9 protein-coding genes and 1 pseudogene are annotated in these 17,154 nt (G+C 34.5%); 4 read left to right on the forward strand and 6 right to left on the reverse strand.

The window, feature by feature from the left end; all coding sequences use genetic code 11:
• The first annotated feature begins 263 nt into the window (after positions 1–263).
• Together gltB and ACTG3Y_RS07220 are read left to right on the forward strand one after the other, a co-directional pair.
• Positions 264–4,778: a glutamate synthase large subunit gene (gene gltB / locus ACTG3Y_RS07215; protein ID WP_439152253.1), complete on the forward strand. Its 4,515-nt coding sequence runs from the start codon at positions 264–266 to the stop codon at positions 4,776–4,778.
• Between the two features lie 4 nt (positions 4,779–4,782).
• Positions 4,783–6,246: a glutamate synthase subunit beta gene (locus ACTG3Y_RS07220; RefSeq protein ID WP_439152254.1), complete on the forward strand. Its 1,464-nt coding sequence runs from the start codon at positions 4,783–4,785 to the stop codon at positions 6,244–6,246.
• A gap of 196 nt (positions 6,247–6,442) precedes the next feature.
• On the opposite strand, the pseudogene ACTG3Y_RS07225 reads toward ACTG3Y_RS07220, so the two are convergent.
• The 6 genes and pseudogenes from ACTG3Y_RS07225 to ilvD form a co-directional block, all read right to left on the reverse strand.
• Positions 6,443–7,232, reverse strand: a pseudogene (locus ACTG3Y_RS07225) (pyrroline-5-carboxylate reductase family protein).
• 11 nt (positions 7,233–7,243) lie between these two features.
• Positions 7,244–8,512: a threonine ammonia-lyase gene (gene ilvA, locus ACTG3Y_RS07230; RefSeq protein ID WP_439152255.1), complete on the reverse strand. Its 1,269-nt coding sequence runs from the start codon at positions 8,510–8,512 to the stop codon at positions 7,244–7,246.
• Positions 8,513–8,555: 43 nt separating this feature from the next.
• Entirely contained in the window at positions 8,556–10,058 is a 1,503-nt protein-coding gene (ilvC, locus tag ACTG3Y_RS07235) for a ketol-acid reductoisomerase (protein WP_439152256.1), read from the reverse strand.
• Positions 10,059–10,073: 15 nt separating this feature from the next.
• The gene (gene ilvN / locus ACTG3Y_RS07240) at positions 10,074–10,595 is read right to left on the reverse strand and encodes an acetolactate synthase small subunit (RefSeq protein ID WP_439152257.1); all 522 of its coding nucleotides are present in this window, start codon (positions 10,593–10,595) and stop codon (positions 10,074–10,076) included.
• A 2-nt stretch (positions 10,596–10,597) separates the two neighbouring features.
• On the reverse strand, positions 10,598–12,334 hold the full coding sequence (gene ilvB, locus ACTG3Y_RS07245) for a biosynthetic-type acetolactate synthase large subunit (RefSeq protein WP_439152258.1): 1,737 nt from the start codon (positions 12,332–12,334) through the stop codon (positions 10,598–10,600).
• A gap of 12 nt (positions 12,335–12,346) precedes the next feature.
• Complete coding sequence (gene ilvD / locus ACTG3Y_RS07250) at positions 12,347–14,026, reverse strand: dihydroxy-acid dehydratase (RefSeq protein WP_439152259.1); 1,680 nt, start codon at positions 14,024–14,026, stop codon at positions 12,347–12,349.
• A gap of 449 nt (positions 14,027–14,475) precedes the next feature.
• Between ilvD and ACTG3Y_RS07255 the strand changes: the two genes are divergently transcribed.
• Together ACTG3Y_RS07255 and ACTG3Y_RS07260 are read left to right on the forward strand one after the other, a co-directional pair.
• On the forward strand, positions 14,476–15,777 hold the full coding sequence (locus tag ACTG3Y_RS07255) for a tyrosine-type recombinase/integrase (protein ID WP_439152260.1): 1,302 nt from the start codon (positions 14,476–14,478) through the stop codon (positions 15,775–15,777).
• Positions 15,778–15,799: 22 nt separating this feature from the next.
• A complete protein-coding gene (locus ACTG3Y_RS07260; protein ID WP_439152261.1) occupies positions 15,800–17,080 on the forward strand; it encodes a hypothetical protein in 1,281 nt (426 codons plus the stop codon).
• Positions 17,081–17,154: the final 74 nt, after the last annotated feature.

Consider the following 17,154-nt stretch of genomic DNA (forward strand, 5'->3'; position numbering starts at 1 on the left):
ATTATTAAAAAATATTCATTTTGCATGAATTATATTTAATATTATTTAGTTTTCGCAAACGTTTTCGTAAAATTAGATGTTGATTTATTAAAATAAAATGATTGTGATTTTTGCATTTTATCGTCTATTTATTGTCATTTATTCATAAAAAGGCCACTTAATTATTGATTTGAGAAAAGTGTTTCAGCTTTTTTTTTAATCTAATTCTAGCATATATCTTAGAGTTGATACAAGGAGTAAAATCCTTTAAAATTTATTGAATTATGCTGAAGAAACAAGGCCTTTATATACCAGAATTTGAACATGAAAATTGCGGTGCTGGTTTTATATGTAATCTTAAAGGAGAAAAGACTAATCAAATAATACACGATGCTTTAGAAATTCTTGTTAAACTAGAGCATCGCGGAGGAGTTAGTGCAGATGGTAAAACTGGTGATGGAGCAGGTTTGTTAATTGATATTCCACACGCATATTTTAAAAGAATTTGTGGTTTTGATGTTCCTGTGAAAGGTAAATATGCCGTTGGAATGGTTTTTCTTCCAAAAAACCGAAATCAATATAAGTTTTGTAAGGACACTTTCGAAAGAGAAATTATTGCACAAGGTCTGACGGTAATTGGTTGTAGAGAAGTCCCTGTAGATTCAACGCAACTTGGTGAAATCGCCTTAGCATCAGAACCAAATATTGAGCAATTTTTTATAGGCAAATCTAATGAAGTTTCTGAGGCTGATTTTAATGCAAAACTTTACGCAGCTCGTAAAATAACTGAACATATAGTGCGCAAATCTAAAATGTCGCAAAGTTCTTATTTCTATGTATCTAGTTTATCGATGAATACACTTATATATAAAGGTATTATTATGCCAGAAGATATAGGGCGCTACTATTTAGATTTACAAGAAAATGATTTGGTTACCCGTTTGGCATTGGTGCATCAGCGATTTTCAACTAATACCATGCCTACTTGGGAGCTGGCTCAACCCTTTAGGTTTATGTGTCAGAATGGAGAGATAAATACACTTCGCGGTAATGTAAGTCGTATGCGTGTTCGTGAAGAAATCATGAAAAGTGATGTCTTTGGTCCGCAAATTGAAAAGTTATTTCCAATCATTTTGCCAGGCAAATCTGATTCTGCTTCTATGGATATGGTAGTGGAATTATTAACACATACTGGACGTTCTTTACCTGAAGTGATGATGATGATGATTCCAGAAGCGTGGGAAAAACACGCTACAATGTCACCAGAGCGTAAAGCATTTTATGATTATAACGCTTGTATTATGGAGCCTTGGGATGGACCAGCTTCGGTACCTTTTACCGATGGTAATTATATTGGTGCCTTACTTGATAGAAATGGGTTAAGACCATCTAGATATACAGTTACTAAGAGTGGAAAACTAATCATGTCTTCAGAAATTGGTGTTGTAGACATCGATCCAGTAGATGTCGAACGTCATGGTCGTTTAGAACCAGGAAAGATGTTTTTGGTTGATATGAATCAAGGTCGAATCATTAATGATGAAGAAATCAAATCTAAGATCGTAAAAGAAAGACCTTATCAAGAATGGTTAGATAAGGCGAGATTGCACTTAAAAGATATTCCTTATACAGCCGAAACCTGTCCTGTAGAAACTTTAGATATTAAGACAAGACAACGGTTGTTTAATTATACGTTCGAAGATATTCAAGAAGTCATCACTCCAATGGCACAGAAGGCTAAAGAAGCTTTAGGTTCTATGGGCATTGACACACCATTAGCAGTTTTATCTAACGAACCACAGTTAATTTCAAATTACTTTAAGCAATTATTTGCTCAGGTTACCAACCCGCCTTTAGATGGTATTAGAGAAGAAATTGTTACTGATATTAGTTTAGCCCTAGGTAAGGATAGAAACATTTTTAGCATAACAGAGCGTCAATGTAGAAAATTGAAAATTCAGAATCCCGTAATTTCTAATGGCGATTTAGCTAAAATTAGAAATATAAAAGTTGAAAGTTTCAAGGCGGAAACTATAGAAATGTTGTATCCAAAAGAAAGAGGTCTTAATGGATTAGAAGATGCATTGGATCGTATCATTGTTCAGATTGAAAAAGCTTTAGTAAGAAAAACGAATATTATCATTTTATCAGATAGAGGAGTCAGTAAGGAAAGAGCACCAATTCCTACGTTATTAGCGTGTTCTTATGTCAATCATCAAATGAATCGACTACGCAAGCGTTCATATTTCGATATTATCATTGAGTCTGCTGAACCGCGTGAACCACATCATTTTGCGACCTTATTTGGTTATGGTGCAAGTGCAGTAAATCCTTATATGGTAAACGAAATCATTAGAATGCAAGTTAAAGATGGCTTTATAACAGAAATGGATGAGCAAAAAGCGGTTGATAATTTTAATAAAGCTATTGGTAAAGGCATCCTGAAAATAATGAACAAAATAGGAATCTCAACCTTACGTTCTTACAGAGGTTCTCAGATTTTTGAAATTGTTGGTTTCAATTCTCAATTCGTTGAAAAGTACTTTCCATATACAACGTCTAGAATAGAAGGTATTGGTTTATATGAAATCGAAAAAGAAATTGATAAACGTTACCAACATGCGTATCCAGAAAATATAGTTGACAAGCGTTTGGGACTTAATATAGGTGGTGATTACAGATGGAGACGAAATGGAGAAAAACATCTTTTTAACCCAACAACGGTAGCAAAACTGCAACAAGCTGTTAGACTAAGTGATCAAAAAAGTTATGACGTCTATGCTAAAGCTATTAATGAACAGTCTAAAAATTTAATGACCATTCGTGGCTTATTTGAGTTTAATAATATTGATCCAATTCCTATTGAAGAGGTAGAGCCTTGGACGGAAATTGTAAAACGTTTCAAAACAGGAGCAATGTCTTATGGTTCTATTTCTCGTGAAGCACATGAGAATTTGGCCATTGCCATGAATAGAATTGGTGGGAAATCTAATTCAGGAGAAGGTGGAGAGGATCGTAATCGTTTTCAGCCAGATGTCAATGGAGATAGTAGAAACTCTGCTATAAAACAAGTAGCCTCTGGTCGTTTTGGTGTAACGTCGCATTATTTGACGAATGCTAAAGAGATTCAGATTAAAATGGCTCAAGGTGCAAAACCTGGAGAAGGTGGTCAGTTACCAGGTGAGAAAGTATTACCATGGATTGCAGCCGCTCGTAATTCTACACCTTTTGTGGGATTAATTTCGCCACCACCACATCACGATATTTATTCTATTGAAGATTTAGCACAATTAATTTATGATTTAAAAAATGCCAATCGCGATGCCAGAATTAATGTAAAATTAGTTTCTGAAGTTGGCGTGGGAACCATTGCAGCAGGAGTTGCAAAAGCAAAAGCGGATGTGGTACTTATTTCTGGTTACGATGGAGGTACAGGAGCATCACCATTAACATCCTTAAAGCATGCAGGTTTACCATGGGAACTTGGTATAGCAGAAGCACAACAAACACTTGTTCTTAATGATTTAAGGAGCAGAATAGTAGTAGAATGTGATGGACAACTCAAAACTGGTCGAGATGTCGCAATTGCAGCATTACTAGGAGCAGAAGAATTCGGGTTTGCAACAGCACCTCTTGTAGCTTCAGGATGTATTATGATGCGTAAGTGTCATCTAAATATTTGTCCTGTTGGTATCGCTACTCAAGATAAAACTTTACGAAAAAATTTTAAAGGAACACCAGAACACGTTATTAATTTCTTCTATTATATCGCAGAAGAGTTAAGAGCTATTATGGCAGAACTTGGATTTAGATCGATGGTAGAAATGGTTGGTCAAACCCACAAAATAAACGCCAATAAAGCAATTAAGCATTATAAGACTAAGGGCTTAGACTTATCGTCAATTTTACATAGGCCAGAAGCTTACAGTAACATGGCGGTGAAGAACACCAAAAAGCAAGAGCACAATTTAAACAATGTATTGGATTTTAAAATTCTGAAAGATTCACATCGTGCTTTGTACAGAAAAGAGCAAATGACCCTATCTTATCCCATTAAGAATATTAATAGAACAGTTGGTGCTATTGTAAGTAATGAAATTTCAAAAATATATGGTCATTTAGGCTTACCTGAAGATACTTTGAATATCAATTTTGAAGGTTCTGCAGGTCAAAGTTTTGGTGCGTTTGGTGCGCATGGACTCACCTTCAATCTCGAAGGAAATACTAACGATTATCTGGGTAAAGGTCTATCTGGAGCTAAACTAATCGTTAGAAAACCAGCAAAAGCAGATTTTGTAGCCGAGGACAATATAATCGTTGGTAATGTTTGCTTATTTGGTGCAGTTGAAGGTCAAGCTTATATCAATGGAATTGCTGGTGAGCGTTTTGCAGTTAGAAATTCTGGAGCAACAGCCGTTGTGGAAGGTGTAGGTGATCATTGTTGCGAATATATGACAGGTGGAAAAGTAATAGTGCTTGGTAAAACAGGACGAAACTTTGCAGCTGGAATGAGTGGAGGTATTGCTTATGTTTATCATCCGGAAAACAAGTTTGTAAACGGATTGTGTAATATTGAAACCATAGAATTTGAAAAGATTCTTAAAAAAGATGCCAATGAGTTGAAAGCTTTAATTGAGAAGCATGTAAAATATACAGATAGTCAAAAAGGAAGGCAATTATTAGCCGATTGGGAAACAAGTTTAAGTCATTTTGTTAGAGTGATGCCAACAGAGTACAAACGTGCATTAAAACGTTTAGAGACAGAAGAACAAATGGTTGAAGCATTAGAAACAGTATAGGATTATGGGAAAAGTAACAGGTTTTAAAGAGTTCGAAAGAAAAGATGAAGCATACAAGCCAGTAAAGGATCGTGTAAAGCATTATAAAGAATTTACAGTGCCTTTAAAGGAGAAAGACCTTAAAGAACAAGGTTCACGTTGTATGGATTGTGGAATTCCGTTTTGCCATAGTGGTTGTCCATTAGGAAATTTAATTCCAGATTTTAATCATATGGTACACCAAAGCGAATGGCAAAAGGCCTCTTGGATATTGCATTCTACTAATAATTTTCCTGAGTTTACTGGTCGTTTATGTCCTGCACCTTGTGAACAAGCATGTGTATTAGGTATCATTGAAGATCCGGTTTCTATAGAAAATATTGAAAAGAATATTGTTGAACGCGCTTTTAAAGAAGGTTGGATAAAACCACAACCACCAAAAACCAGAACAGGAAAAACAATTGCGATTGTAGGTTCAGGGCCAGCAGGTTTAGCTGCAGCACAACAATTAAATAGAGCAGGTCATACGGTTACTGTTTTTGAACGCGATGATGCTATTGGCGGATTACTACGCTATGGTATTCCGAATTTTAAAATGGAAAAAGGTATTATAGATCGTCGCTTGGCTATTTTAGAAGCAGAAGGCATTGTATTTAAAACCAACGTTAATGTCGGAGTTAATTATGATGTTGAAGATTTAAAAGCTTTTAATGCAACCGTACTTTGTGGTGGAGCTACAGAAAGAAGAAGTTTGCCAACGCCTGGAATAGATGCTAATGGAGTAGTGCAGGCAATGGATTTTCTAACCCAACAAACCAAAGTTGTTTTTGGACAGGACATAAAGGATCAGGTATTAGCCACTGATAAACATGTGATTGTTATTGGTGGTGGTGATACAGGTTCGGATTGTATTGGTACGTCAAATCGTCAAGGTGCTAAATCTGTTGTTAATTTTGAAATTATGCCAAAACCACCAGGACACAGATCACCAACAACTCCTTGGCCATATTGGCCGCTGCAATTAAAGATATCGTCTTCTCATAAAGAAGGTGTGGAAAGAAACTGGCTTATAAATACTAAGGAATTTGTAACCAATAGTAAAGGGAAACTTACCGCTCTAAAGACGGTTAATGTAGAGTGGGAAATGATTCCTAGTGAGCGACCTAAATTAATAGAAATTGCAGGTACTGAAAAAACTTGGCCATGTGATTTAGCATTATTAGCTTTAGGTTTTACTGGTCCAGAATCTACGTTGGCTGATAAATTAGGAATTGATAAAGATGCACGTTCTAACTATAAAGCGAGCTATGGAAAGTATCAGACTAATATTCCAAATATTTTTACTGCAGGTGACATGCGGCGCGGACAATCCTTAATTGTTTGGGCGATTTCTGAAGGAAGAGAAGCAGCACGTCAAGTAGATATTTACTTAATGGGTAAATCTGATTTAGCAACTAAAAACGCTGATGGTGATTTAGTAGGACTATAATAATATAATAAATACTGCTACTACTTTATAATTCTAAGGGATAGTCTCTATTGTTAGGGTTGAATATAAAAGCATCTGAAAACATGTGCTTTTTTTATTTCAGGAATGTCTCTTTTCTGTCATTCAAACATAAAATATAAATACGTTCACTTTGAGAATGCTTTTTTTCCTAAATTGTTTTTGTAGAAACCTAAGACTATTTCTTTATTCCTTCAATTTTTTCAAATGAAGCAACCATACTCTTTATAAGAGAAGAACTTAAGCCTTGGTGTTCCATTTCGTTTAGTCCTTCAATGGTACAGCCCTTAGGAGTTGTTACTTTTCTATTTCTTGTTCAGGGTGGTTTCCATTGGTAATTAAAAGGTTTGCGGCACCTTCAGCAGTATACATTGCTAATTTTGTGCTTCTTTAGAATCAAATCCTAGCTGAATTGCTGCTTGTGTTGTTGCTCTTATCATACGCATCCAAAAAGCAATACCACTGACGCAAACAACGGTTGCGGCCTGCGTCTGATGTTCTGGTATTACTAATGTTGCTCCAAGTAGATTAAAAATTTTATGTGCAATATTTAATTTTAATTGTGCTTTTTGATTACTTCGGATATAGGTCATAGATTTGCCAACAGCAATGGCAGTATTGGGCATTGCTCTAATAACGGAATGCTCTTTGCTAATTATAGTTTCTATTTTATCTAAAGAAAACCCTGTAATCGTTGATATTAATGTGTGACCTGGTCTTATATACGTTTTGTTTTTTCTTAATACAGCAGCCAAATGGTTAGGCTGTACAGCAAAAATTATAACATCAGAATCTTTGAGGGCTTGAGTATTATCACTGGTGATTATGACCTTTTTATTCTCTTTTACACCTTCTAAAGAATTGATGTGTCTTTTAGTTAATTAGAGCAAAGAAGCAACATTGTTAATTAATAGTCCTTTGGCTAATGCTAAACCTAGATTTTCAGTACCAGTTATTGCAATTTTCATATAATTAAAGTTTAAACTAAAAATTGAAATAAGTCAGGCTTGTCATTGAGGTATTCACCATAAAAATTATGAAGCTTCATTTTGGTTATTAGTGGTGCTAAATCGTTTGGTGATTTTAATTGTAAACCTACAACTGCGGCACCATTTTCGCGATTAGTTTTTTTGGTGTATTCAAAATGTGTTATATCGTCTGTAGGTCCCAAAATATCTACAACAAAATCCCTTAAAGCTCCCGCGCGCTGTGGGAATTTAACTATGAAATAGTGTTTTAAATTGGCGTGTACTAAAGCACGTTCTTTTATTTCTGCAGTACGTGTAATATCATTATTACTTCCACTAATAACACAAACTACGTTCTTACCTTTTATTTCTTCAGAGAATTGTTCTAAAGCTGAAAGACTCAACGCTCCTGCAGGTTCAACAACAATTGCGTCTTTATTATATAAGTCTAATATAGTCTGACAAATCTTGCCTTCATCGACTTCAACAACACGATGCAAGGTCTCTTTACAAATTGCAAAATTTAAATCACCAACACGTTTTACAGCTGCACCATCAACAAAGTTGTCTATGGTGTTTAGCGTAATATTTCTATTATTTCTAATAGAGTTTAACATCGCAGAAGCACCGTTTGGTTCTACACTAATAATTTTCGTTTGTGGTGACAAGAGTTTGAAAACTGTTGATAATCCTGCCGCAAGACCGCCACCACCAACAGGAACAAAAACGTAGTGAATAGGATGATCTTTTGCCTGATCTATAATTTCTAATCCTACAGTCGCTTGGCCCTCAATAACTTTTTCGTCATTAAAAGGATGAATAAACGTTTTATTGAGAGCTTCAGATTCTTCTTTCGCTGCATGGTAGGCATCATCAAAAGAATCACCTACTAAAACCACATCAATGTAATCTTCACCAAACATTTTCACCTGCTCAATTTTCTGATTAGGTGTTGGTGAAGGCATATAGATAGTGCCTTTTATTTTTAAAAGTTTGCAGGAAAGAGCTACACCTTGCGCATGATTTCCTGCACTGGCACAAACAATTTCATTTTCAGTTTGAGAAGCACTTAATGATGAGATCTTATTATAAGCACCACGTATTTTGTAAGAACGGACTTCTTGTAAATCCTCTCTTTTAAAATATATATTTGCGCCAAAATGCTTCGAATAGCGTCCGTTTTTAGTCAAAGGTGTAAGCGATGCAATGCCTTTTAATTTCTCAGCAGCAGCTTCAATTGCCTTTAAAGTTGGCCTATATATCGTTGTGGTTTCTTTCATGTTTACTTAGATTCTGAATCGATTTCAGAATAATAAGAACTTATTATGCTAAAACAGAATCTTTAGTTTTTACATCTGATTTTATAACTTTCATAGCTGTCATTGCAGCTCGTAAACGTTGACCTACTGCTTCAATTGGGTGTTTTCTAATTGCATCGTTCACAGTAATGAGTTCTATATTGTCAACACTATTAGTATCAGAATATGACTTTCCTATGATATCAGTGTCAAACTTTTTCATGAAATCAGTCAATAATGGTTTACAGGCATGGTCAAATAAATAGCAACCATACTCCGCAGTGTCAGAAATTACTCGATTCATTTCAAATAGTTTCTTACGTGCAATTGTATTAGCAATCAATGGTAATTCATGTAGTGATTCGTAGTATGCAGAATCTTCAATTATACCTGCGCTAACCATAGTTTCGAAGGCTAATTCAACACCAGATTTTACGAAAGCCACTAGTAATGTACCATGATCAAAATATTCTTGTTCTGAAATATGATCTGTTGTGAGAGCCGTTTTTTCAAAAGCAGTTTCACCAGTTGCTTCACGCCATTTCAATAAATTTACATCATCATTAGCCCAATCTTCCATCATGGTAGTTGAAAAATGACCTGAAATAATATCATCCATATGTTTTTCAAATAATGGACGCATTATATCTTTAAGTTCTTCTGATAATTCGAAAGCTTTTATTTTTGCTGGATTTGATAATCGATCCATCATGTTGGTAATACCACCATGCTTTAAAGCTTCAGTAATTGTTTCCCAACCAAACTGAATTAATTTAGCAGCATAAGCTGGTTCGATCCCTTCTTCTACCATTTTATCAAATGATAGAATTGCTCCAGTCTGGAGTAAACCGCATAGAATGGTTTGTTCTCCCATTAAATCAGATTTCACCTCTGCAATGAATGATGACTCTAAAACACCAGCACGATGTCCTCCTGTTGCAACAGCATAAGCTTTTGCTTGTGCCCAGCCTTTACCTTCAGGATCATTCTCTGGGTGTACTGCTGTTAACGTCGGCACACCAAATCCTCTTTTATACTCTTCTCTAACTTCAGTTCCTGGGCATTTTGGTGCTACCATGATTACGGTTATATCTTCTCGAATCTCTGTGCCTTCTTCTACTATATTAAAACCATGAGAATAGCTTAATGTCGCTCCTTTTTTCATCAGTGGCATTACCGCTTTTACAACATTGGTGTGCTGCTTGTCTGGTGTTAAGTTTAAGACTAAATCTGCCGTAGGAATTAATTCTTCATAAGTACCAACAGCAAAACCATTAGATGTTGCATTTTTGTATGAATCACGCTGTTGATCTATGGCAACCTGACGTAAGGTATAAGAAATATCTAAGCCCGAATCTCTCATATTTAATCCTTGGTTAAGCCCTTGTGCACCACAACCAACAATTACAATTTTCTTTCCTTTTAAGGCATTTACACCATCTTCAAATTCTGAAGCATCCATAAAACGACACTTTCCTAACTGCTCTAATTGTTCTCTTAATGGTAATGTGTTAAAATAATTTGACATGATTTTATTAGTCTTTTAATTAAATTCTTGTAATAATTCTGAAATAGCCATTTTTGGTCGCGTTATGGCAATGCGTCCGGAACGCACAAATTGCAACAATCCATAAGGCTTTAATTTTTCGTACATGTTATCTATATCTTCCTTAAAACCAGAAGCTTCAATGACAAAATAGTTTTCTGTTATAGCTATAACATGTGCACGTCTAAATTTCATTTTATTCTGAATGGACTCATCATATAAATGCTTTGAAGATATTTTAAATAAAGCTGTTTCATGATAAATGATTTCATCTTCTGTATGATAAAAAGCTCTAATCACCTCAATTTGCTTTTCTAGCTGACCAACAACTTTCCTTATCAAGGTTTTTGATACGATAACTACAAATGTGAATCGATGTACATCTTCAATTTCAGATTTTGAAGAGGTTATGCTTTCAATATTAATATGTCGTTTTAAAAATATTGCTGATAAGCGGTTCAATATTCCAACATTGTTTTCGGTATATACTGAAACCGTAAAATTTTGTTTCTCTTCCATACTTATTTTAATCTTATATCTGAAACACTGGCACCTGTTGGAATCATTGGAAATACATTATCTTCTTTTTCTACACAAACCTCTAAAAAATAAGCTTCCTTACTTTCTATCATTTCTTTAACAGCGTCGGCCAATTCTACACGTTTTGTGACTTTTTTTGCTTTTATATAATAGCCTTCTGCAATCGCCACAAAATTTGGGTTTGTCATTTCTGTTGAAGCGTAGCGTTTATCAAAAAATAATTGTTGCCATTGTCTTACCATTCCAAGAAAATCGTTGTTTAATACGACCACTTTTACAGCTGCCTTTTGCTGAAATATGGTACCTAATTCCTGAATCGTCATCTGGTAACCACCATCGCCAGAAATAGAAATTACTTGGCGTTCAGGAACTGCCATTTTTGCGCCAATTGCCGCAGGAAGACCAAAGCCCATAGTTCCTAATCCTCCAGAAGTAATGTTGCTTCTAGTGTTTTTAAACTCAGCATAACGACATGCTATCATTTGGTGTTGTCCAACGTCTGAAACGATAGCCGCTTCTCCTTTTGTTTGCGTATTGATTTCCTTTAAAACTTCACCCATAGTTAACCCTTCTTTTGTTGGATGTAAGTCTTTTTTTATAACTTCCTCATATTCAATAGTGTATAAATCCTTGAATTTCTGATGCCATTCAACATGTTTATTTTCATTTAATAATGGTAATAACTGACTTAAGCTTTCCTTAGAATCACCTAAAACAGCAACATCCGTTTTGACGTTTTTATCTATTTCAGCAGGATCTATCTCAAAGTGAATAACCTTTGCTTGTTTTGCATAGGTGTCTAAATTACCTGTAACACGATCATCAAATCGCATACCTATTGCGATTAAAACATCGCACTCATTTGTCAATTTATTTGGTGCGTAATTACCATGCATGCCTACCATACCAATGTTTAAAGGATGTGCTGTTGGAACAGCAGAAGCACCAAGAATTGTCCAAGCAGATGGAATTCCGGCTTTTTCAATTACAGCTGTTAATTCTTTTTCTGCTCCTCCAAGAATGACTCCTTGTCCCCAAACAATCATGGGCTTTTTTGCCGCATTAATTAATTTAGCGGCTTCTTTAACTTTTTCAGTATCTGTATCTGGAACAGCTTTATAGCTTCTTACTTTTGTGCATTTTTTATACTTAAAATCAAACGCTTCGAATTGAGCATCTTTTGTGATGTCTACTAAAACTGGACCAGGACGACCGCTTTTAGCGATGTAAAATGCTTTTGCTATGATTTCTGGAATCTCAGAAGCTTTGGTGATTTGATAATTCCATTTGGTGACAGGTGTAGAAATACCTACAATATCTGTTTCCTGAAATGCGTCACTACCTAATAAATGTGAGCCAACCTGACCTGTAATGCAAACCATTGGTGTAGAGTCTATTTGTGCATCTGCTATTCCTGTTATCAGGTTTGTAGCACCTGGGCCAGATGTTGCAATGCAAACACCAACTCTTCCGGAAATACGAGCAAACCCTTGAGCGGCATGAGTAGCTCCTTGTTCATGACGTGCTAAGACATGATGAATTTTATCTTGGTATTTATATAATTCGTCATAAACTGGCATAATGGCACCGCCAGGATACCCATATAGAATATCAACGCCTTCAGCTAATAAACATTTGATAACTGCCTCGCTACCAGAAATTCGTTCAGTAACTTGTGTGTCCTTTGTTTGGCTTTCTATGGTAAGCGTTTCTTTCATCTTCGCTGTCTTTTAAAATTCATCAGTTACACATCCTTTGGATGCTGATGATACTGTTTTTGCATATTTATAAAGTACACCTCTTTCAAATTTCAATTCTGGTGCTTTCCAATGCTGTCTTCTTTTTTGTAATTCTTCGTCAGAAACTTCAACAGAAATGGTATTGGTTTCTGCGTCAATTGTTATAATATCTCCATCTTCTATAAAGGCGATTGTTCCGCCTTCTTGTGCTTCTGGTGTGATATGCCCAACGACAAAACCATGTGTGCCGCCAGAAAACCTTCCATCTGTAATTAAAGCCACATCTTTACCTAAACCTGCTCCCATAATGGCAGCCGTTGGTTTGAGCATTTCTGGCATTCCTGGACCTCCTTTTGGACCTTCGTAACGAATAACAACAACATCTCCTTTTTCAACTTTCCCATCTCGTATACCATCATTTGCAGTATATTCGCCTTCAAATACTTTTGCTTTTCCTTTAAAATTTAAACCTTCTTTTCCGGTAATTTTTGCAACACTTCCTTCAGTGGCTAGATTTCCATAGAGCATTCTTAAATGCCCTGAAATCTTAATAGGTTTTTCAATAGGCTTAATGACGTCTTGGCCTTCCTTTAAATCTTTAACCTCTAATAGGTTTTCGGCAATTGTTTTTCCTGTTACGGTTAAACAATCTCCATGAATAAGTCCCTTTTTAAGAAGATATTTTAATACTGCAGGAATTCCACCTACGGCATGTACATCTTCCATTAAATATTTACCACTTGGTTTTAAATCTGCCAAGAATGGTGTATTATCGCTTATATCCTGAAAATCTTTTAATGTGAAATCGATTTCAGCAGCTCTGGCAATGGCCAAAAAATGTAGAACTGCATTGGTAGAACCTCCAAGAATAGTAACTAATCTAACAGCATTTTCGAGAGATTTTCTAGTAATGATGTCTGAAGGCTTAATGTCTTTTTCAAGTAATACTCGTAAAGCTTCTCCTGCTCTTATTGATTCGTCTTTCTTAGCATCACTTAATGCCGGGTTTGAAGAATTAAAAGGCAATGCCATTCCTAATGCTTCAATAGCAGATGCCATTGTATTTGCTGTGTACATTCCGCCGCATGCTCCAGCTCCGGGACAGGCTTTTTCGACAATGTTTTGATATTCGTTTTCCGTCATAGTACCTGCAACCTTGCTTCCCCAAGCTTCAAATGCAGATACGACATCTAGTTTTTGTCCATTATGACAACCTGAATCTATTGTTCCGCCATAAACTAAAATTGATGGACGATTTAGACGAATCATTGCCATTAATGCTCCAGGCATATTTTTGTCACAACCAACAACAGTAACTAAACCATCATAGCTCATAGCTTGCACTACAGTTTCCATAGAATCCGCAATGATATCGCGAGAAGGTAAGGAATAACGCATTCCTGGTGTTCCCATGGAAATACCATCACTTACACCAATAGTGTTAAAGATAAGACCTACTACGTCCTCATTTTTTGTGCCTTGCTTAACTAGTTTTGCAAGTTCGTTAAGGTGCATATTACATGGATTGCCTTCGTAACCCGTACTTGCAATTCCGACGATAGGTTTAAAAAAATCTTCTTTAGTTAATCCAATGGCATGCAACATAGCTTGCGCAGCAGGTTGTGTTGGATCTTGCGTAACGGTTTTACTGTATTTGTTTAATTGACTCATATTATTTTATACAGAAAGTGTCTATTTAAAAGACTAAAATACTTTTTACAATACGTCTGCACTGTATTTTTTAGTTGGGTTCATCTAAATTCAATAGACAAACGATTTGATTAAATACCTAGTAATCAATGTTATAGTGTAATAATTCTATGATGTCCAAGTCAAAGAAATTTAAGACTATCATTTTAAGAAACTGTAAGGTTAAAACGTATTGAAACCAAAAAACCCGATTCAATTGAATCGGGTTTTTGATGGTGGTGCCTCCAGCACCAATACAATCTTTCTCAAAACATTTCATTTCTTTCTAAAACATCTTGAAAACCCTATAAAATAAAGGTTTTTCAATATTTGTATTGTGATTTAATTAAGCAAGTTCTAAACAAATAAACCTTAAAAAGCACACAAAAAAGCACACAATTTCGTATCTTTAGGTTAAACAAATCAACGTTATGACTGCTATTTCACGTTCTAAAGGTACAGCTCGTTTTGCATTTAGGGAATCGAATTCAAAATTACAAAATGAAAAACAGAAGCAGAGTTTAATTATTTTAAATTTTGCTTATGGTACAACTCGTTTTCGATATTCAACTGGCTATAAAAGTTGTTATGAGGATTGGGATTTCAAAAAGCAAAGAGTAAAAAACAAAGCGTCTATCTCAAATAAAGACGAAGTAAACGACTTTCTTAGTGGTTTAGAAAAGTATATCAATAAAACATATTCAGAACTAACAAAAGAGCAAGGAGAGGTATCTAAAGATGTTTTAAAGTATCATTTAGACGTGTATACTAAAAAGATAAATTCTAATGTTGAGTTCAATAAAAACCTAACATTCTTCGAGGTTATTCAACAATTTATTGATTTAAAAGATGGTCAAATTTCTAATATTACGCTACGCTCATATAAGCAAACACAAAAACGATTACAAGAGTATGAAAAGTATTACAGTACTAGATTGATATTTCAAGCAATTGATATGAGTTTCTATAACAAGTTTGTTAAGTTCATGGAAGCTAACGGTTACGCTTTAAACACTATTGGGAAGCATATAAAAACCCTAAAAACGTTTTTAAATTATGCGGTGTCAGAAGGTTATTCTGCTAATCAAAAGTTTAAGAGTAATGACTTCAAAGTTAAAAAGGAAATTACAACCGAAATCTACTTAACTGATGAAGAGATACAGCAAATGCTTGAAAAAGACTTATCAAAATATCCAGAGTTAGAACATGCTAGAGATGTTTTTTTAATGGGTTGCTATACAGGTCAGCGAATCAGTGATTATAATGGACTTAAAGAAGAAGATATTGTTGTTATAAATGGCGTCCAATTCTTTGAAATTAAGCAGAAGAAAAACCGTAAATACGGTAGAGTTGTACATTGTCCTATTACTAAGGAAATAAAATCTATTATGAATTTGAGGTATAACGGAAAACCACCAAAAAAGATTCACGAGCAAAACCTAAATGAAAACATTAAACAAGTAGGTCAAATGTTAGAATGGGATGATTTAATTAAATGCGAATACACCAAAGGCGGGAAGCTTAATACTGAAATGATTCCAAAATACGACTTAATCAAGTCACACACCGCTAGAAGAAGTTTCTGTACCAATAAATATAAAGCAGGTATGAGCGTATTTGATATTATGTTATTTTCTGGCCATACTACTGAAAAAGAATTTTATAAGTATATTAGAATCAAAAATCAAGAAAGAGCATCACACATTGTTAAAGGAGGTTTTTTTAATGTTTAATCCTATTTAAAAATTAATATTAATGCTAGATAGTTATTCTTTTGATAAGTTTTGTGAGTTATTAAGTGATGAAGATATTTTAAGAAAATCTACAGCTTTTGGTGTTGCTAAAAAATTCCAAAATTTTATATTAGAAATCAAGTCTCAGGTCTTAAAAGAACTAATGAACAGGGCTGAAAATCAAGATGTTTATTTAGAATTTCTAATAAATGAAATTGAGAAGCAGGACTATGTAAAAGATACTGGTATTAATTATATAAATAAATGGCTTAAAGAATATAATATAACTATAGATGCTATTTTAGAATATGAAGATTATAGGGCACCAATCTTTGCAGTGTTAGATAGACATTATAATGATATGGAAGCGTTTTCTGAAGAAAAAGACAAAGCGTTTTTAGTACAGACAGATTTCTTAAATTATTTCTGTTGCATATATGCTAACCAGCTCATAGAATTTTTAAAGTCTAAAATGCCAAAAATTAAACCTCAAAAACAGGCACAAATACCGAATCCAAATGCCAAACCTTTTAAAGATGAGTATCTAAATGTATTCTGTAAAGAAATTAATGTAGATGAAAGAGTAATTAAAAACACTTCTTTTATGCAGGCTTATGATTACGGAATTACACATTACCGACCTTATTTAGAATCAGAAATCACAGAAAACCTATTACTACTTGATAAGGATAAAAAAGAGGATTACCTTGAATATATAAAGGATAAGGTTAGTAAAACTATTTTCGCTGATATTCCAGAGGATTTTATAGATAGATGGATAACTCAATATGAAGTTGACATTAATGAATTTCCCAAATTCTCTAATAAAGAATTAGACCAATTACTTTCTATGTGCTACACAGGTTACTACCAAGAGCCTAAAACGCAAGACCTAATTGAAGATATTCAAATAGATTTTTATTGCTATGCTTGTATGCTAGAGGTTAAAAAAATCACAGAATTTATAGAGTCAAAATCAGAAAAATCCAACATAAATATTAATCCAATGAAAGAGGAAATATCAGAACCAATATCAAGATTAAAATGGATAGGTAAACCATCACAATTAGGATTTATTATATCTTCTCTAGTAGATTTAGGGTATATAGAAGCACCATTAAAAATAGATGGAGAAATTAACTACACGCAATTTGCAAAACTAGTAAATCAAACTTTCGATGTTAATACAACAGAAAGTACATTATCTAAATATCTCAATACGGATTCAGAAAAAGGACAAGAACCAATGAGGAAATTTAAACAAAACGGTTTTAATATACCTCACATAAAAACAGTAAGCTAGAACCGTTCGAGTACCTTCTGGTACGTTTGTCAAAGTACATCTTATTTAATTTTACACCATCGAACATTAAAACC

The organism is Winogradskyella sp., assembly GCF_965656915.1.
Lineage (GTDB): Bacteria > Bacteroidota > Bacteroidia > Flavobacteriales > Flavobacteriaceae > Winogradskyella.

Excerpts from the sequence above, each read along its gene's own strand:
- ACTG3Y_RS07220 (WP_439152254.1), top strand. The coding sequence starts at position 4,783 with ATGGGAAAAGTAACAGGTTTTAAAGAGTTCGAAAGAAAAGATGAAGCA.
- ACTG3Y_RS07255 (WP_439152260.1), top strand. The coding sequence starts at position 14,476 with ATGACTGCTATTTCACGTTCTAAAGGTACAGCTCGTTTTGCATTTAGG.
- ACTG3Y_RS07260 (WP_439152261.1), top strand. The coding sequence starts at position 15,800 with ATGCTAGATAGTTATTCTTTTGATAAGTTTTGTGAGTTATTAAGTGAT.
- ilvA (WP_439152255.1), bottom strand. The coding sequence starts at position 8,512 with ATGAAAGAAACCACAACGATATATAGGCCAACTTTAAAGGCAATTGAA.
- ilvB (WP_439152258.1), bottom strand. The coding sequence starts at position 12,334 with ATGAAAGAAACGCTTACCATAGAAAGCCAAACAAAGGACACACAAGTT.
- ilvN (WP_439152257.1), bottom strand. The coding sequence starts at position 10,595 with ATGGAAGAGAAACAAAATTTTACGGTTTCAGTATATACCGAAAACAAT.
- gltB (WP_439152253.1), top strand. The coding sequence starts at position 264 with ATGCTGAAGAAACAAGGCCTTTATATACCAGAATTTGAACATGAAAAT.
- ilvC (WP_439152256.1), bottom strand. The coding sequence starts at position 10,058 with ATGTCAAATTATTTTAACACATTACCATTAAGAGAACAATTAGAGCAG.
- ilvD (WP_439152259.1), bottom strand. The coding sequence starts at position 14,026 with ATGAGTCAATTAAACAAATACAGTAAAACCGTTACGCAAGATCCAACA.